Annotated in this window: 16 protein-coding genes and 1 pseudogene; 5 read left to right on the forward strand and 12 right to left on the reverse strand. The window is 39.6% G+C overall.

The genetic code is table 11. From position 1 onward, the window contains the following. Positions 1-50: 50 nt before the first annotated feature. The 7 genes from aroB to pilM form a co-directional block, all read right to left on the reverse strand. Positions 51-1,118, reverse strand: a complete 1,068-nt coding sequence (gene aroB / locus ABJE44_RS20055) for a 3-dehydroquinate synthase (protein ID WP_348112078.1) — start codon at positions 1,116-1,118, stop codon at positions 51-53. A gap of 31 nt (positions 1,119-1,149) precedes the next feature. Beyond that, a complete protein-coding gene (gene aroK / locus ABJE44_RS20060; RefSeq protein ID WP_133470810.1) occupies positions 1,150-1,665 on the reverse strand; it encodes a shikimate kinase AroK in 516 nt (171 codons plus the stop codon). Positions 1,666-1,891: 226 nt separating this feature from the next. Beyond that, entirely contained in the window at positions 1,892-3,661 is a 1,770-nt protein-coding gene (locus tag ABJE44_RS20065) for a type IV pilus secretin PilQ family protein (protein WP_348112077.1), read from the reverse strand. Then, on the reverse strand, positions 3,654-4,187 hold the full coding sequence (locus ABJE44_RS20070) for a pilus assembly protein PilP (RefSeq protein ID WP_133470812.1): 534 nt from the start codon (positions 4,185-4,187) through the stop codon (positions 3,654-3,656). Before ABJE44_RS20070 ends, ABJE44_RS20065 begins: the two co-directional genes overlap by 8 nt. Further along, complete coding sequence (locus ABJE44_RS20075) at positions 4,184-4,810, reverse strand: type 4a pilus biogenesis protein PilO (protein WP_348112076.1); 627 nt, start codon at positions 4,808-4,810, stop codon at positions 4,184-4,186. Before ABJE44_RS20075 ends, ABJE44_RS20070 begins: the two co-directional genes overlap by 4 nt. After that, positions 4,807-5,391 (reverse strand): PilN domain-containing protein, encoded by a 585-nt coding sequence (locus ABJE44_RS20080; RefSeq protein ID WP_348112075.1) that lies wholly within the window; start codon positions 5,389-5,391, stop codon positions 4,807-4,809. The genes ABJE44_RS20075 and ABJE44_RS20080 overlap by 4 nt, the downstream gene beginning before the upstream one ends. Continuing rightward, a complete protein-coding gene (gene pilM / locus ABJE44_RS20085; protein WP_348112110.1) occupies positions 5,379-6,410 on the reverse strand; it encodes a type IV pilus assembly protein PilM in 1,032 nt (343 codons plus the stop codon). Before pilM ends, ABJE44_RS20080 begins: the two co-directional genes overlap by 13 nt. A 171-nt stretch (positions 6,411-6,581) precedes the next feature. Here pilM and ABJE44_RS20090 point away from each other — a divergent pair, with 171 nt between their 5' ends. Together ABJE44_RS20090 and ABJE44_RS20095 are read left to right on the forward strand one after the other, a co-directional pair. Beyond that, a complete protein-coding gene (locus ABJE44_RS20090; RefSeq protein WP_348112074.1) occupies positions 6,582-9,209 on the forward strand; it encodes a penicillin-binding protein 1A in 2,628 nt (875 codons plus the stop codon). A 57-nt stretch (positions 9,210-9,266) separates the two neighbouring features. Then, positions 9,267-10,961, forward strand: coding sequence for an NAD-dependent malic enzyme (locus ABJE44_RS20095; protein WP_348112073.1), 1,695 nt, complete (start codon positions 9,267-9,269; stop codon positions 10,959-10,961). A gap of 13 nt (positions 10,962-10,974) precedes the next feature. On the opposite strand, the gene ABJE44_RS20100 is transcribed toward ABJE44_RS20095, so the two are convergent. Then, a complete protein-coding gene (locus tag ABJE44_RS20100; RefSeq protein WP_348112072.1) occupies positions 10,975-11,337 on the reverse strand; it encodes a DUF3703 domain-containing protein in 363 nt (120 codons plus the stop codon). Positions 11,338-11,513: 176 nt separating this feature from the next. Between ABJE44_RS20100 and ABJE44_RS20105 the strand changes: the two genes are divergently transcribed. Next, positions 11,514-11,687 carry a DUF6435 family protein gene (locus ABJE44_RS20105; protein WP_348112071.1) on the forward strand — a complete coding sequence of 58 codons (174 nt, stop codon included), beginning with the start codon at positions 11,514-11,516 and terminating at the stop codon, positions 11,685-11,687. A gap of 11 nt (positions 11,688-11,698) precedes the next feature. Here the strand turns inward: ABJE44_RS20105 and ABJE44_RS20110 are convergent, their stop codons facing one another. The 3 genes from ABJE44_RS20110 to ABJE44_RS20120 all read right to left on the reverse strand — a co-directional run bounded on the left by ABJE44_RS20110 (position 11,699) and on the right by ABJE44_RS20120 (position 14,749). Further along, the gene (locus ABJE44_RS20110) at positions 11,699-12,691 is read right to left on the reverse strand and encodes a D-cysteine desulfhydrase (RefSeq protein WP_348112070.1); all 993 of its coding nucleotides are present in this window, start codon (positions 12,689-12,691) and stop codon (positions 11,699-11,701) included. A gap of 53 nt (positions 12,692-12,744) precedes the next feature. Next, positions 12,745-13,344, reverse strand: coding sequence for a GGDEF domain-containing protein (locus tag ABJE44_RS20115; RefSeq protein WP_348112069.1), 600 nt, complete (start codon positions 13,342-13,344; stop codon positions 12,745-12,747). Positions 13,345-13,519: 175 nt separating this feature from the next. Beyond that, a complete protein-coding gene (locus tag ABJE44_RS20120) occupies positions 13,520-14,749 on the reverse strand; it encodes a cation:proton antiporter (protein ID WP_348112068.1) in 1,230 nt (409 codons plus the stop codon). 543 nt (positions 14,750-15,292) lie between these two features. Between ABJE44_RS20120 and ABJE44_RS20125 the strand changes: the two genes are divergently transcribed. Next, positions 15,293-17,008, forward strand: a complete 1,716-nt coding sequence (locus ABJE44_RS20125) for a hypothetical protein (protein ID WP_348112067.1) — start codon at positions 15,293-15,295, stop codon at positions 17,006-17,008. 20 nt (positions 17,009-17,028) lie between these two features. Continuing rightward, complete coding sequence (locus ABJE44_RS20130) at positions 17,029-18,531, forward strand: mannitol dehydrogenase family protein (protein ID WP_348112066.1); 1,503 nt, start codon at positions 17,029-17,031, stop codon at positions 18,529-18,531. Here the strand turns inward: ABJE44_RS20130 and ABJE44_RS20135 are convergent. Next, a pseudogene (locus ABJE44_RS20135) lies at positions 18,528-18,767 on the reverse strand (hypothetical protein); the annotation flags it as partial. The gene ABJE44_RS20130 and the pseudogene ABJE44_RS20135 overlap by 4 nt on opposite strands. Between the last annotated feature and the right edge of the window lie 70 nt (positions 18,768-18,837).

Here is an 18,837-nt window from a genome sequence, read left to right on the forward strand (position 1 = left end):
TTTTTGCCTAGGGTCTACTTACCCACAACAAAACTGCAATGGGTAACAAATTACGAAAGAATTGACCTTAAAGTGTCTTCACTTACCTTGTTGGTAACTACGGCTTTACCAATGCTCTCTGGAATAACAAAAAACAATTCACCTGCTTGTACTTTTTTGTCATGACGCATGTGTTTTACAAAATCGTCATAAGACATAGTACTCGGCGCTGCTATTGGTAAATCAAACGCTTGAAGTAATAACTCTACGCGACTAAATTCTGACGCTTTAAGCCAATTCATATCAACTGCTACTGCAGTAGCAAGAACAATGCCTGCTGCTACAGCTTCACCGTGTAACCAGTTACCATAGCCTTGCTCTGCTTCAATGGCATGACCAAAAGTATGGCCTAAATTCAGAATTGCTCTAAGGCCTGATTCTCTTTCGTCAATTGCAACAATCTCGGCTTTAATTTCGCAGCACCTAGCAATCATATATTGCAACGCTTCTTGGTCTTGATGTTTTATGGCTGATTGGTTTTGCTCTAACCAAACAAAAAACTCATAATCATAAATCACACCATATTTAATGACTTCTGCCATTCCTGCTGCAAACTCTCTTGTAGGCAGGGTACTTAGGCTATTTGTGTCAATTAAAACCGCTTTAGGTTGGTAAAATGCACCGATCATATTTTTACCAAGAGGGTGGTTAACTGCGGTTTTTCCTCCTACTGAGGAATCAACTTGTGATAACAAGGTGGTAGGTATTTGAATAAAGGGCATACCTCTTTGAAAGCTTGCAGCGACAAACCCAGTCAAATCGCCAACCACGCCACCGCCTAATGCGATAAGTGTGGTATCGCGAGCTGCTGACATTTCTAAAAGTTGAGTGATAACAAGCTCGAAGCTTTTGAGGCTTTTATGTTGTTCACCATCAGGAAGTACTATTTTATTAACTTCATAACCAATTAAAGCCGTTTCAACTTGAGTGTAATAGAGTGGCTCAACTATATCGTTAGTAATGACGATAACTTTGTTAGTTTTAAGATGTGAGGTAAGAACCTCTGGTGTTTCAAGTAAATTAGCCTGAATTAAAATAGGGTAGCTACGCTCACCCAACTCAACTGTTAGTTTTGCCATAGTGACTGCCCTATTTTAAAAGTGATGTGAATTAAAGACCTATTTTATCAATAATTTGATTCGCGACAGCTCTCGCACTTTGGTCGTCAGTTTCAACGATATAGTCTGCAGCGTCTTCATACAGAGGGTTACGCTCTTCTGCTAAGTTACGTAATACTGTTTCAGGATCATCTTTTTGTAGTAGCGGACGACGTTTGTCTCTTTGTGTTCTTGCCACTTGTTTATCAATGGTAGTTTGAAGGTATACAACTATGCCACGAGCAGATAGACGATTGCGTACGTTTTTAGTAACGATAGAGCCTCCGCCAGTTGCTAAGACAATGCCTTGCTTGTCTGTTAAATCATTAATAACGTTTTCTTCACGTAAGCGGAATCCATCCTCTCCTTCAATATCGAAAATCCAGGCGATATCTGCGCCTGCGCGTTTTTCGATTTCTTGATCTGAGTCAAAGAATTCTAAATGAAGTTCATCTGCTAGGTGTCTTCCGATAGTGCTTTTACCTGCACCCATCGGACCAATTAGGAATATATTACGTTTTTCGGCCATTTTTGCTTATATCACAACTTAGTTTATTTAAGGGGTAGAAAAGTATTGTGCGGCTACCCTTTTATGGATTAACCAGACCTCGTCTAAAAATCGAGTTCGCGATTATCTCAGTTTTATCGTGAATTTTGCAAGCTTTGTAAAACGAAACCTACATTTATACAACAAAAACCCGCTTAATCTAGAGATTAAGCGGTTAAATTGTGTTGCTTAAGCTTGAGTCTAAAGTTTAGTTTGCACTCAACTCTTCATTTACAATTTTAGGTGTAACAAAAATTAGAAGCTCTCTTTTTTCTAAAACCTCAGAGGTATTTCTAAATAAAGCCCCCACAAAAGGTAAGTCACCTAATAATGGAATCTTGCTTATGTCGTTAGTACTAGTTTGTTGAAAAATCCCCCCTAATACTATGGTTTCGCCATTTGCCACTAAAACCTGTGTACTAATTTCTTGGGTATCAATTGCGACAGCATCACCAGTGGAAGTCGTAACTGTATCTCCACGGGTATCTTGTGTTACGACTAAATCTAAAATAATACGGTCGTCAGGTGTGATATGAGGGGTGACTTTCAAGCTTAGCACGGCTTTTTTAAACTCAACTGAAGTTGCACCACTTGAAGTCGCTTCAACATAGGGAATTTCTGTACCTTGTTCAATATATGCTTCATGTTGATTCGCAACCGTAATACGCGGGCTGGCAATAACTTCACCTTTGTTTTCAGACTCTAGGGCTGACAATTCTAAATCAATAATAGTACCGTCAAGTAAACGGGCTATTTGAATCCCAATACTGCCCGCTGGGTTAGATACAGGTAAAGCAACATTAAGCCTGTCTGTGGTCGTTGATGCAGAGCCACTGGCAAGAGCATCAGCGCCGGCTAAGGTGCCAGATACGGCTCCGTCACCAAAAGTGTTGCTTACGCCCCATTGTACACCTAAGGCCTCACTCGCATTATCTCTGACTGTTACCATACGTGATTCAATTAAAACCTGTTTAATAGGTATATCTAAAGCTTTAACTAGGGCTGTAGCTTCGTCAATTGATAGCTGGGTATCACGGAGTAATAAAGTATTGGTTCTTTCATCAACCGCGACACTGCCTCTAGGGGTGAGAATACTGTTTTCAGTCCCTTTTAAAATTTCAGCTAAATCATTCGCTTTTGCATAGTTAATTTGTACATTTGTCGATACTAACGGTGCTAATTCCGCTACTTGTTGTTTAGATTGAAGTTGCTGAGTTTCCCTAGCAGTTAACTCTTCAGTAGGGGCAATTAACAATATATTACCTTCAAGACGTTTATCTAAGCCTTTAATTTTCAAGATCATATCTAGTGCCTGGTCCCATGGTACACCTGATAAGCTTATGGTGACGTTGCCATTTACTGTGTCGGTTGTAACTAGGTTAAAGCCATTAACTTGCGCAATAATTTGTAATACCTGTCTTACAGGTACATCTTGAAAGTCTAGAGAAATGGGCTCACCTTCAAAATTTGTTTGCTCTTGTTCAGCAGGTGCATCAGCTTTACGTTTTTCAATTTCGATGATTAAGCTATTTGATGATTTTTGATGGCGGAACGATACTCTGTCGTTGGTATAAAACTCTACTCGACTTTGTTCGTCATCTTGAAAGGTCTCGATCATTTTTACTGGAGTTGCAAAGTCAGTTACATCCATCTTGAAAATTTGTTCGGAACCTAAGTCAGTTTTTAGTAACACCAATCTTAAGCGGTCTTCCATTTTGCTTAATTGCAATTGAAATTCATCGTTACTGAATTGTAATTTTGCTTGCGCTCCGCCATTGGCGAGACGTTTAAATTCTACATTTTGTAATTCAGACACAAATACACTTTTTGGCTCAGGGGTTAAGTCTACTAAAGCCATGTCTGTCTCTTGGCTGTTAGCCTTGGACGTTAAAAGCAGTGCTACGAATGCAACTAGCAAATATAACCACGTTGAATTTGTATTATGAGTTTTTTTATTATGATTTACGTGATTAGACATTATTTTCTCCAGCCTTCGAAGTCATGGTGAGTGTGGCTTGTTTTTTCTGCCAACATCCAGCGCCATCAGGTAGCATTTCTGTAAATGAAACGGTGCCATTTTTAATTGAGTTTATTTTTCCAAAAAATAAGCCAAGGTAATCGCCAATAGTTGCTTTAAATAAACTACCAGTATTTGCTTGAATTAACGCCCACTGTTTTCCATTTGATTCAAAAACTCCGGTTACAGATAGCGCATCAATACCAAATCCTTGTAATGGTTGTTTGGTTCTATTGAAATCGGGTTGGTCACAATTAGGTTGAGTTGTCACTTTTACGGTAACTCCAGTATTCCGAGGACGTTGAAACGGACTCCTCAGTGTTTTTGCAGAGTAAACAAAAGTGGGTTTACTTTCAAACTCTGGGTAAGGTTCTATGTTCACCGATGTAGTGGCTTTTACTTCTGCTATAAATGTTTGTAAATCATCAGTTTTAGCCTCACATCCACTTAGCACAGCTATGGCAACTATAAGTTTCAAAGCTTTCATTTTGCCCCTCCTTTTGAAACTGATGTAGAGGTTTCATTATCCACTGCGGCCCTGTAGGTTTTTGCTTGGACTTGTAACTTAAGAGTATTTTCTTCTTGAGTCACTTCAAAATCGTGTACGGTTACAATTCGAGGTAGTCCCGCTATCTCAGATGCAAACTGGCCAAAGTCGTGATATCCACCTGTTACTTCCATTTCAATAGGTAACTCAGAGTAAAATTCTTTAGGAATTTCCCGTTGCCAATTGAGTAGTCTAAAGGTTAACCCTGCTGATGTACCTACTAATGTAATGTCGTCTAATAAACCTGGTGTTTCGTTACTGGTAGGTAACGATTTCAACATAGATGAAAAGTCATTTTGTAAGTTTGTTAATTGTTCTTCATAAGCTTTTAGATTAACCGCTATTCTATATTTAGCTTGAAAGGTCAGTTTTAAATCAGCTTCTTTATTTTGTGCGCTTTCTAGCAGAGGTAACTTTGATTTAACTAAACCATAATATCCGCCCACTAAAGACAATATGATAACAAACAAAACAACAACTGTTTTTACTTCAAATGGCCATACCGCTACTTGCTCAAAATCTAAGTCGTTAATTTCTTTTAATTTATTGAAATCAAATTTCATTTTTTGTCCCCTTCATTAGTGGCAGAGAAATCTGGGGCGACACTGGGGTTGATTGTAAATGTAAGCTTAAAATCACTCACTGCTTCTAAAGCTGAGGTATCCGCTTTAATCGAGGATATTTCGCCGCTGCTAAATATTGCTGAATCTTCTAATTGACGCATAAAGTCGGCTAAACGATTGTTTGATTCGCTGACCCCTAAAATTTCCATGCGATTGCCACGTCTAGAGAAACTGCGAAATGACAAACCGGGAGGGACTAAGCGCACTAATTCATCTAAAACAATAGGCACAGCATTTCTGCTAGATTCAAGTTGTTCTATTAGTGCCATTCTTTGTTCAATAGCTTGTTTGTCTTTTTGAATATCTTTGATCTTTGCTATTTGTTGGTCGAGTAAGACGGTTTGTTGCTCAATAAAGTTATTACGATAGGTTTGATTAGAAATCATATTGTCTACCAAATACCCAACTGAAAACATTAAACCAATGGCACATAACGCCAACACAGCAAGTAATGTTAAATAATTCTTTTTGTCTTCTGCCCTGCGACTTTCACGCCAGGGCAATAAGTTTATATGTGCCATGGTTGAAAACTCCTACTTGCTAACCCTAACGCTATAAGTAGCTGAGGGGCTGCATGCTGTAAACTTGCTTGGTTGATTTTTTCATTGCAGGTCATAGTTGAAAATGGGTTAAACATGGTGACATTCAGGCTTAAGTCTGCTGTTAAATCTTCTGGTAAAGTGTTTAGGTGACAACCACCACCGCAAATAATCAAATCAGTGGGGCGAGGAGAGTTCGTGGTACTCATATAAACTTGAATGGCGCGATTAATGTTTTGTTGCAAGTTCGCTAAAAACATAGGGTAGGCATCTTGCTTCCATGTTTCAGGTAAGGTGTTGTCGGTTAATTGTTGTTCAATTTGCACTCTGTCTTGTGAGTACAACATCGATAAGTCTTGTATAAGTGCATCCATGCCGTAGTTATGATCTTTTGTATATATAGCTTGACCATTTTTTACCACGCAAAACTGTAAGTGACTAGCCCCTATATTCAGGCAGCAAGTTAATTCATCTGGGTCCTTGTTGCTAAACTCTGCGACAGCAGTACCTAAAGCATAGCTTTCAATATCTACAATTTTGGCTTCATAACCTTCTTCACCTAAAATGGTTATGCGCCTGTCTACTATGTCTTTGTGCACAGCACTTAGCAATACTTCAACTTTATTGTTACTGGTTTCACTATCACTGATTTCTTCGAAATCTATATAAACTTCATCTAAAGGATAGGGAATAAGGCTGTCAGCTTCGAGTTCAATTTGACTTTCAAGCTCAATGTCAGTTTGACCAGGCGCCATATGCACTACTTTATTGAGAACAGTTGAACCTGCAACCGCAATAGCTACCAACTTATTTTTACTCTTAAGTGCAAGTTTTACGCGTTTAAGAGCTTGACTGACAGCTTCGAAATCTTTGATTTCACGTTCCGCGAAAGCATTGCCTGAAATAGGCTCACAGGCAAATGCTTGTAACTTGTATTGATCTGCTGATTTCTCTAAAACAACCGCTTTTACAAAGCGAGTACCGATATCAAGGCCAATCATTTGCTGTGTTTTAGGACCGAATAATTTTTTCAATTGTTCCACACCCGATTGAAGAATAAGAATTTCACGCAAGCATTATTACGCAATTTTTTATATTTTATGGTTCTAATAAGCGTACATAGGTATAAAATGTAGATCATTTAAAAGAAGTTGCCTTGGTATTGTCTGTTTGTGAAATTACTTAAACCCGTATTAATTGTTGTTTCAAGCCTGTTTCTTGTTGGTGTTGCCATCGTTATAGGTACCTATTTTTATATCAAATCCGATCTGCCTAGTGTCGATGTGCTCAAAGACGTGCGCCTACAAACGCCTATGCGTATATACACTCAAGACGGTAAGCTTATTTCACAATACGGAGTAAAACGACGTATTCCTTTAAGTCTTGAAGATATACCTGAAACCTTAAAACAAGCTGTAATTGCAACTGAAGATAGCCGCTTTTATGATCATCCTGGTATAGATCCTATCGGCATGATGCGAGCTTTAGTTAATTTAGTTGTTACTGGAGAGAAAGGGCAGGGGGGAAGTACCTTAACCATGCAATTAGCCCGTGATTTCTTTTTAACTAGGGAAAAGCGATATATTCGTAAAATTCGAGAGATTATTCTGGCTTGGCATATGGAGCAAGTGCTAAGCAAAGAAGAAATTCTAGCCTTGTATTTGAACAAGGTTGAATTAGGACATCGTGCATTTGGTTTTGGCGCTGCTGCACAAGTTTATTATGGCAAATCTTTAAACGAGCTTACGTTAGCCCAAGTTGCGACTATAGCAGGTTTGCCCCAAGCACCTTCCGTTCTTAATCCAATTAGCCGCCCTGAACGCTCAATTGCCAGAAGACGTATTGTTTTATTGCGTATGCTTGATGAAGAATACATAACACGTGCGCAATTTGAAGAAGCCGCTGCCGCCCCTGTTACAGCCAAAAAATACGGTGCAGAAATTGATCTTGATGCTCCATATCTGGCTGATGTGATTTACAGCGAGATGATCGAGCTTTACGGTAAAGATGAAGCAGAAACGGGCGGTTACCAAATTTACGCTACAGCCACATCAGATTTGCAAGCGGCTGCGCAATACGCAGTGCGAAGAAACCTACACGATTATGATGAAAGACATGGTTATCATGGTCCATTACAGCAACTCTGGGGTGCCGAGAAAGAAGAGGCAGCAAACCTTGATGGTGAAGTACTAGATAATCAGCCTTGGTCAGAAGAAAAAATGTTGGCCCATTTGCAACAAATTAGAACCTTTGAATCTCTTGAACCTGCAGTTGTTGTAAAAGTGAATGAACGAGACATAGTTATCTTTAATCGAGCTGGTAAGTACAGCATTATTGATTGGGATGGGTTGGATTGGGCCAGACCATTTATTAATGATGCCAAGCAAGGTGCCGCCCCGAAAACAGCCAGTGATATTTTGCAAGAAGGTGCGCTCATTCTGATCCGTCAAAGGCAGGAAGACTCCCATTGGCAGTTGACTCAATTTCCAGAGGCAACAGGTGCACTGGTAGCGTTAGACCCTAAAAATGGTGCCGTACAAGCCGTTGTGGGAGGATATAGCTTTTACCAGAGTCAATTTAACCGTGCTACACAAGCTAAAAGGCAAGTTGGCTCGAACATTAAGCCTTTCATATACTCTGCTGCTTTAGATAGTGGCTATACCTTAGCGAGTATCATTAACGATGCTCCTATAACTCAGTGGCAAGCTGGGTCTGGAAATGCGTGGCGTCCTGAAAACTCACCCGCTGAATATGATGGGCCTATTCGTATGCGAGTGGCACTGAGTAAGTCTAAAAATGTAGTATCTGTGCGTTTGCTAAGGGCTGTAGGTTTAGACACAGTGGCAGAATATTTATCAAGGTTTGGCTTTGATAAAGATGATATCCCAAGGGATGAAACAGTATCTTTGGGCTCGGGCTCGCATACGCCATTAGAAGTAGTAACTGCAATGGCCACAATTGCAAATGGTGGATTTTTGATTCAGCCGCATTTTATTCAAAGAATTGAAGACGAAATGGGTGAAGTGCTATGGCAAGCCAATCCAGTATACGCCTGCGACCCATGTGATGAGGTATCCGACTCTAGTGCCAATGATGTAGCTGAAGATGACCTTGAAGCTCTGTTAGCTGCTGAGTTTGGCTTAGATAACCAGCAGGCTGAGGAAACCACTCCCAAACCCGTTTCAGAAAAAATATCAGCCCCTAGAGTTATTAGTGAAGAGAATGCATTTTTAGTAGCAGAAATGATGCGTTCTGCAGTACAAATAAATGGTGCATGGGCCAATAGAGGGACAGGTTGGCGCACGGCTTTGTTACTCAAACGTAAAGATGTGGCTGGGAAAACCGGAACTACAAATGATGTGAGAGATACGTGGTTTAGTGGTTTCACTCCTGATTTAGTGGCAACAGCCTGGGTAGGGTTTGATGACAACAACCGCCGTTTGGGTCGTACCACTGCCAATCAAAACTTGGTGAATAAAAATCCCCAAAAATATAATTATATAGGTAATGCTATGGTGGGCAGTGAAGCCGGAGCCCTGGCTGCTCAACCGGCTTGGATAAGGTTTATGAAAGTGGCCCTTGCAGATGTCCCGGAACACTTGTTACCTATGCCAACCGATTTAGTGACCCAGCGCATAGATAAAAGCTCGGGTAAATTAACCAACAGAACAGATAAAACTTCCATGTTTGAGTATTTCATTCAAGGTACAGAGCCAGACGTATTTGTATCGGATTCTGAAATCTCAAATTCTGATTCAGATAGCGAGTCAAGCAATAGCCAGTTAGAAGATATATTTTAAAATGACTCAAGGTTTAAATATTTATAACAATCAGTTATCACACAGGATATTAAAATAATGCCTCAACCGGTAAAACCTAATCCGTTATACATTCCCCACTCGGGGCCGTCTCTTTTAGAGACCCCACTTTTAAATAAAGGCAGTGCTTTTAGTAGTGATGAACGAGTTGCTTTCAATTTAACCGGCTTGATCCCACCTCGTTATGAAAGTATTAGCGAACAGGTCGACAGAGCCTATATGCAATACTCAAGTTTTGATGAGCCTATCAACAAACATATCTATTTACGAGCGATTCAAGATAACAACGAAACCTTATATTATCGCCTAGTGCAAAAGCACATAGATGAAATGATGCCTATCATTTATACCCCGACAGTTGGGGATGCCTGCGAGCAGTTTTCTGATATATATCGTAGCTCTAGAGGTTTGTTTATTTCGTATTCAGAGCGTCATCAAATGGATGACATCTTGCGAAATGCTACTAAGCGTCAAGTTAAGGTGATAGTGGTGACTGATGGTGAGCGAATCTTAGGCTTAGGCGATCAAGGGATTGGTGGCATGGGGATCCCTATTGGTAAGTTATCTTTATACACTGCATGTGGCGGTGTGAGTCCAGCATATACTTTACCTGTGATGTTAGATGTAGGGACAAACAATGAAAAGCTTTTAGCTGATCCTATGTATATGGGAGCGAGGCACAAGCGTATTGGTCAAGCGGAGTACGATGAGTTTGTTGATATGTTTATTCAAGCTATTCAGCGCCGTTGGCCTAAAGTTATGCTGCAATTTGAAGATTTTGCACAGCCTAATGCTATGCCATTACTTGAGCGTTATCGTCATAAAATTTGTTGTTTTAATGATGATATTCAAGGTACAGCGTCAGTGACGGTTGGCACTATTTTAGCGGCTTGTAAAAGTAAAAATGCTAAACTGAGCGAGCAAAACGTGACCTTTGTTGGAGCAGGCTCTGCAGGGTGCGGTATTGCCGAACAAATCATTAAGCAAATGTGCAGCGAAGGTATTTCTGATGCCCAAGCTCGTAGCCAAGTTTTCATGGTTGACCGTTTTGGTTTACTGACCCAAGGCATGCAAGGTTTACGAGATTTCCAAGAACGCCTTATGCAGTCTAATGACAACATTAGTGATTGGTCATATAGTGGAGAGTACGCGTCTTTATTGGATGTGATGAATTGTGCTAAACCAGGCATTTTGATTGGTGTATCTGGTCAATCAGGGCTGTTCACTGAAGACGTTATCCGTACCATGAAAAAAGGTTGTGAATTACCTATTATCTTCCCCCTTAGTAATCCTTCTCGACAAGTTGAAGCGACCCCAGAAGACGTCATAAACTGGACCGACGGAGATGTCATTATTGCGACCGGAAGCCCGTTTAAACCGGTAGAGTTTAATGGCAAAACTTACCCCATTGCCCAGTGTAACAATAGTTATATATTTCCAGGCATTGGTCTTGGCGTATTAGCAAGTAAAGCCACCTCTATTAGTGATGAAATGCTTATGGCAACCAGTGCTGCATTGGCTAACGCATCACCTTTAGCAAAAACAGGTACAGGCGAATTATTACCTTCTCTTGGTGAAATAGCATCACTTAGTAAAAAAATTGCTTTTGATGTGGCTAAAGTTGCGATGCAACAGGGCTTTGCCTTAGAAATGTCTGATGAAGACTTACAAGCCAGTATTGAGCGTAATTTTTGGTTGCCAGAATACAGGCCTTATAAGCGTGTCAGTATTTAGAGAGGTAACTATCTTATTGTTTAGCTTGTTTAATCTTACTTGCTAGCTTTTCACTTACAGGTAAGGTTTTGAAGGGGCTAATATTAGCCCCTCCAGTATTCCCTATTGGGACCAAACCTAAACAGGTTTTACTTATTGCACCAACAATTCTTAAAAATTGACCTACAAACTCTTTAGTATCGGCGGTCCGTAGCGCCCAAATCAACATCAGAATATGAACTTTTGTATGCCAGTAGGTAGATCCTTGCCCAAGCACATGGGCATTTTCTAGGTATGTAAACTCTAGCGAATAATGGGTGTTTTCTCTTGCCTGTTTTGCCAAACGCAATTCATCTAATACATAAGGGCCAATATTTTTAGTGAAGTTAGTTTTCATTAATATTTATCTAGTCTGGTCTGTCATTAAACAATGTAGCTTAAAATCTTGCTCACAGGGGGATTTCAACAAATCGAGAGTCATTACCTGTTACACCGAAGCAAAAGTGGGCTGATGAACAAATCCAAAACAAGTTTGTCTTCGTACACCTCATAAATAATTTGTGAGAACCGCTTATGTTCAACCTATTTAAGAAAAATCCAATCAAAAAATTAGAAAAAGCCTACTTAGTGAAGCTTGAGCAAGCAATGCATGCACAAAGAAAAGGGGACATTAAATCTTACTCTATGATCACTGAAGAAGCCGAAAAAATTCAAGAGCAAATATCGGCACTACAGCAATCAGAGTAGGGTTTTATTCTTTAAAAAGACTCTTGATAACCAAATAAGCCTTGATTCCCTCCTGTGTGTAAAAATAGCTGGTGGCTGTCAGGTTTTATCACTTCTTCGGCACATAAGTCGATTAAACCTGCCATTGCTTTGCCAGTATAAACCGGATCAAGTAATACTCCTTCAAGCTGCGCACATTGCTGCACTGCGTTAATCATAGAAGGGGTAGTGATGCCGTAACCTTCGCCATAATAATTACCATTGGAAAATACCCGTCCGTTTGCCTCGTCAGGGTTTATCCCAAGTTCAGTAAGTGTTTCTTTAAGAAGCTCTGTAACTAATTGTTCTTGGTCTTGGGTCGAGCGACTTACTGCAATACCTAGTACAGGAATATCTGCTTTAGCGGCAATTAATCCTGCTAACAAGCCAGCTTGTGTCCCAGCACTGCCAGAGGCTAAAACAATTTGATCTATGTGGATATTGTCTTTTGCTAGCTGTTGTAAAATTTCATTAGCACAGCGTACGTAACCTAAACTACCGAGAACATTAGATCCGCCCATAGGAATAAAATATGGTTTACGGCCTGAATTTTTAAGTTGGGTTAATAATGTATCTACATACTCAGAGGCGTCTTGGCTCTGACTTAGTTCATGGATTTTTGCCCCGAGAAGTCGGTCTAACAACATATTACCGTTGTGGTAATAATCTTTTTTTGGCGTACCGGCTACATCTTCTAAAATAAGTTCACACTGAAAGCCAAATTTGGCAGCCGCTGCTGCTGTTTGCCTCGCGTGATTTGACTGTAAGCCCCCCACTGTTACTAAAGTATCTGCTCCTTGTTGTTGTGCATCTGCAATTAAATATTCTAGTTTTCGGGTTTTGTTGCCGCCACCGGCTAGGCCAGTACAATCGTCCCGTTTTATATATAAATTACAGCCTAAATCTTTGGATAAGCGTGGTAAGTGTTCTAAAGGAGTTGGACTATGGGTGATAGTAACCCTTGGTATTAAATGAAACTCTGACATGGATGTTTTACCTTTTTTATATTTTTATCCTAACTTGGTTGTGGTAACTCGTCTTAATAATTTTTACAAAATACACGATTTCTTCCAGCATTTTTGGCTGCATACAAACAAGTGTCGGCTTGTTTGTAAAACTCACTAATGGATTTATCTTGTGCAGGGATAGTAACAGCAACCCCGAAACTACAACTCACAGCAATGGAATTTCCATCAATTTCCATTTTTTTTGATGCTATTTGAGCTCTTATTTTTTCAGCTATAATGTCAAAATTTTCATGACTATAGTTGCTTGTTAACATAGCAAACTCTTCACCATCAATTCTAGCGGCTACGTCATTCTCCCGCCTGCAATAATTTTGAATAATAGCCGCCACATTTTTGATAACTTGATCACCGACTGCATGACCGTACTGGTCGTTCACTTTCTTAAAAAAGTCTATATCTATCAAGACTAACACCATTGATGTCTGTGAGCGCATTGAGGTTTTCCAGGCGCTATCAAGGGACTTATCAAAAAAACGGCGATTAAAAATTCCGCTTAACCCATCTTCTTGATTAAGTTTGGTTAATGAAAATTGCTTCTCAACAAGTAGTGAGTATTCTCTATTAGTGCTTATCGCTAATAAGACCATGTAAGAGGTATATAAAAGCATCATCAGATCTTCGTTTATGCGTTTCTCAGTTAAAAACAAGGCAGTGATTAGTGGGGCTAGTAGACATTAAACCTTCTCTAGAAATTAATGAGTACATAAGACAAGTATAGGCAACGTACTGTGATTGGCGTTACTCTAGATATCTGGGTTACTTCTGTATTTCAGTTAAGTAGAATGTTTAGTCACGGTTTTTTGACCTTTGTGCTTTGGTGTAATGTCCGTACCATTTACCTAAAGGCGTGGCAGTTACTCCATGTAAAACCGCACTGATCCAAACGCCATTAATGGCTACCACTAAAATACTCTGGCTATACTCATCAAGTAAATCCTTCGACACTAATAAGGCAAACAAAGCGGTGGCTAAACCTCTAGGTCCAAACCAACCTAAAAATAACTTCGAAACAAAAGGGATCTTGGCGCCTATTAAAGATATATAAATAGCCAGTGGCCGCACTAAAAATAAACTAATAAAGATATAGCCAACTATGGGCCAGCTTAAATGACGTATAGCTTCTGGTAATAACCCCAACCCTATTGCGGTGAAAGCAGACCACACCAACAGTTGCCCTTCACTTTCACTGAACTGATATATAAAACGACAATGACCTTTTACTACATTACCAAATGCGAGACCCGCAACAAATGCAGAAATAAATCCATTACCACCTAATATAGAAGCAGTTAAATAGGAAGTTCCAGTAAGTGCCAACACACCAATACCTTCGTAAAGGCTAGTGGTTAGGTTTCGCTCTTCAGCAAATACAAATATTTTGCCACTCAACCATCCCATGGACGTACCAACTAAAATACCTACTAAAACTTGGCTACCTCCGAAAATAAGCCAGTTCCAATTAGCGCTATGTTCGTTCGTGGCTGCAGTGACTAAACTTGCGAAAAAGAGAATAAAAGGTAGCGCTAAACCATCATTCAAACCACTTTCTATAGTTAGAGTTTGCCGAATGTTAACGGGAATAGATTTATTTTTAAAAACGGCATCTCCCAAAGCCGCATCAGTAGGTGACATTATCGCAGCAACTAAGGCTATCAATGTCCATGGCCAGTTTGGAAATAGTAACAAACCTACTAGTGTTCCAAATAAAATGCTTAAAGGAAGCCCCAACAATAACATCCTTAATGGCCAGTTATCTCTGTACTTGAGGTGCTTTATATTAATCTGTGAGGCGTCTAAAAATAGCAGTACAAATAATGCTATTTCAGCAATTAAATGGGTTGTCTCTGCTATTTCTACATTGGTGAAAAAGCCTATAAGAGATAGGAGTAAACCAACACTTATAAATACCATAGGTGCCGTAATTAAAGAGAATGATAGGCGTTTAGCCACTATCGTATAGCTGCTAATGCAAAACAGCAGCACAAGAATGCCTAGTTCACTACTTAGCTCTAACATACATTTTACTCTACAGTCTGTTGATCAAAAAACACGTTAGTTCCTTTGCTATTACCTTATCAGCTGTTGCTTGCAGTGCGATTAATTATTTTTAAAAAACGTTTAAAACAAATATCCAATTTGAAAGCGTTTAATAAAATGGTTTAACAATTACCTAAATGGAGAACTGTTTTAAAGTTAAAAAGTTAACGTTAAGTTGTGTTTTGTTATTTTAAGGGCGCTGAATGTTAGTTTTTTAAACTTAAGTCATTGATTATATTTTATTTTGAGTTTTATTTCTCTTGGTTGTAATTAACAACTTTGTATTTTTTGAACGATTTTCATTAACAATATATTGACAGTACCAGTTACTTTCTGGGAATATGCTCATGTTAATAGCAAATGCTCATTTTGTTGAGTGTGATAACTTTCTGTTACGGCAAATAATAACCTTAAATTGGGGATGCAATTATGTGATTGCATCCCCAATTTTTCATTAAGATATTTCGCGGTCACAGTTTGAAAGCAATACTCAAAAGAAAAATTTTAAGGTTGGTAACAAAGATGAAGTCCAAAACATCAAGTGTAATACTCGATAATGTTAGTGAAGAACAACTACCTATTCCTAAACATAAACGTAAGGGGTGGTCACATTTTTTAGGTATATATGCTGGCGAACATGTCGCCGCAACAGAATTTGTTATAGGGGCGACCTTTGTAGCCCTTGGCGCTACCATGACAGATATACTGTTAGGGCTATTGATTGGTAATGTTTTAGCTATTCTTAGTTGGACTTTTCTTACTACGCCTATCGCGGTTGAAACTCGCTTAAGTTTATACACCTATCTCCAAAAAATAGCTGGAGATTCAATGACAACCTTATATAACTGGGTCAATGTTATAATCTTTACCGTGATATCTGCGGCTATGGTGACTGTCTCTGCAACAGCAGTGCGATTTGCGTTTGGTATCCCAGCACAATTGAGTTGGTATCCAACCAACGCTTGGTTTGTGTTAGTAGTATTGGCTGTGGGTATGATAGTGGTGCTGGTGGCTATGTACGGCTTCAATGCGGTATCTAATTTCTCTCGGATTTGTGCTCCATGGCTATTTGTAATGTTCGTTAGTGGGCCGTTAGTATTGATGCCCGCTCTAGCTGAGCATGTAATTGGTCAAACAACATTGACAAGTTGGGCTGACTTTATGCACATTGGAAGCATTTCAGTCTGGACTGGAGTCGATGCGCAAGGTGAACCTGGGATAGGTTTGCTTGAAGTGATAGGTTTTGCTTGGGCAGCCAATACCATTACCCACTTTGGTTTAATTGATATGGCTTTGCTACGCTATGCCAAAAGCCGTACTTATGGATTATGTACTTCATCAGGTATGATGTTTGGGCATTATATTGCTTGGATTTCTGCAGGTATTATGGGGGCAGGAACCGCGGTTATTGTTAAAAAATCAATCATTGAATTAGACCCTGGTGATGTAGCGTTTCAGGCTTTAGGCTTGTCTGGATTAGTGATTGTTATCGTTGCTGGGTGGACAACTGCCAATGCAAACTTGTACCGAGCAGGCTTAGCTGCACAAGCTATATTCAAAAACCATTCACGTAATAAAACCACCTTAATTGTTGGTGTCGTGGCTGTGTGTATTGCGTGTTTCCCTTTTGTTTTTAATAAAATGTTGCCACTTTTAACCTACGCTGGTTTGCTTGTTGTGCCTGTTGGTGCAATCGTTTTTACTGAACATTTTATCTTCCCAAAAATTGGTTTTACTCGCTACTGGGCTATGTTTCAGAACCTTACTCATAGTACTCCTGCTGTGGCTTCTTGGGGCTTGGGTTTAGCTTTTGGCTTTACGTTAAATGCCCTAGACGTGATGTCATTTTACTATCTGTTTCTTCCCACTTGGTTTTTTACATGTGTGGTTTATATTCTTTTAGCGAAACGTTACGGAGCGGCTGAAGCATACCCTGAAGAGCAAGCAAAATTAGATGCCTACGACCGACAAGTAGAAGAACATCATGAACAACAAGCACAGCTAGAAACTGTGTCTACACCAGAACCAACTTTAGTAACAAAGATAATTCACTGGGTTTCACTTTTAAGTTTAGGTATTTCACTAGCTTTGGCATGCAACACTATGTTTTTAAGTGCCGACGTGGCGGCTTACGAAAGCAATCGCGATTTATTCTTTGATGTTGGATTCATTTGTACCATTATTTATTTTGCGTCTGCCTATTGGGTCATGCAACAAAATAAAAAAGTTGTAGCGTAAGTTAATAGGAAGTCTTAATTATGCAAACCAAATCTAATATTCTTTTAAATAATGCCAACTTAACGGCGTTACCAGAATCAGTAATTGTACCTGGGTACGATCGTTCTAAGGTTACATCTGGCATTGTACATGTGGGTGTGGGTGGTTTTCACCGTTCTCACGAAGCGTTTTATACCAACGAGTATATGACACAAAGTGGCGACTTAAGTTGGGGAATTTGTGGTGTAGGCTTACGTGATGCTGACCGTAAAATGAAAACCTTACTTGAAGCTCAAGATTACCTTTACACCTTAATTGTGAAACATCCAGATGGCACCGTAGAAAACAAAGTTATCGGCAGCTTGAGTGACTTCTTACTTGGATGCGATGATCCTGAAGCGGTCATTAATAAAATGGCCTGTGCTGAGACTAAGATTGTGTCTCTTACCATCACTGAGGGAGGCTATAACTTCAATCCTGCCACAGGTGAGTTCGATTTTAGTAACCCAGACGTAATCTATGACTTGGCGAATCCTAATACACCTCGTTTGGTTTTTGGGTATCTTGTGGCAGCATTAAAATTACGTCGTGAAAATGGCTTACCTCCATTTACTATCCAGTCTTGTGATAATGTGCAACATAACGGTGATGTGGCTAAAAAAATGTTGATTGCTTACGCCACAGCAGTTGATAGTGAGTTAGGCAAGTGGATAGAGTCAGAAGTCAGCTTTCCTAATGCTATGGTAGATCGCATAACCCCAGCGACTACGCCAGACGATATAGCCTACTTACAGCAATTGGGTATTCAGGATGAGTGGCCAGTAACCTGTGAGCCTTTCCATCAATGGATCATTGAAGATAAATTTATCCTGACGCGTCCACAGTGGGAACAAGTTGGTGCTCAATTTGTAACCGACGTTACCCCCTACGAAAAAATGAAAATTCGTTTGTTGAACGCAGGGCATTCAGTACTAGGGATCTTAGGTTCGTTACAGGGCTTTGAAACTATTGATGAGAGTGTACAAGATCCACTTTTTGCTAAATTTTTACGCCACTTTATGGATGTTGAAGTGACACCCATTTTGTCGCCAGTAGCAGGAATTAATTTGGATGAATATAAAAGTACCTTACTAGCGCGCTTTGCTAACCCAAATATTAAAGATGGGTTAGCTAGAATATGCTCTGAAAATGCTGCCAAGCTTAGTACTTTTATGCTGCCTACAATACTAGATAACTTAGCAAAAAATGGTGAGATTGAATGTGCAACCTTAATCATAGCGGCTTGGTGTTATTACAGTGATAAGCGTGTTGATAAACAAGGTAAAGCCCTCGTCATTTCTGATGCAATGGCCGATGAAGTACATAAGCTTGCCAGCCAAACATCAGAGCGGTCCACTGCTTTACTAGAATTAGATACATTGTTTGCAAGCCTTACCAGCTCAAGTGTATTTGTGATGGCTTATAAGAAACAAGTTGTGGCATTTTATGATACTCCAGATGTTAAGCATCATATGCAAATGATATTAAACAACTACTCAGTTTAATTCAGGCTACGTAGCACATACTGTAAAATACCACCATGACTGAAATAACTGAATTCGTTGGGGGTATCTATTCGAATACGCGTTATGAAGCTGCTAGTTTTACCACCTTTTGTAACTTTTACTTTTGCTTCTTTTTGTCCTTGAGTCACAGCTTCGATTGAGTACTCTTCAGTACCGTCTAGCTTTAATGCTGTGGCACTATCTCCTTCCTTAAATTGTAAAGGCAATATTCACATGATTTTGATTGCTTTAAGTGCATATTTGAATACGCATTGACGTAACGTTGGCATTGCATTAGATGCCGTT

Source organism: Paraglaciecola sp. (genome assembly GCF_039942875.1).
Lineage (GTDB): Bacteria > Pseudomonadota > Gammaproteobacteria > Enterobacterales > Alteromonadaceae > Paraglaciecola.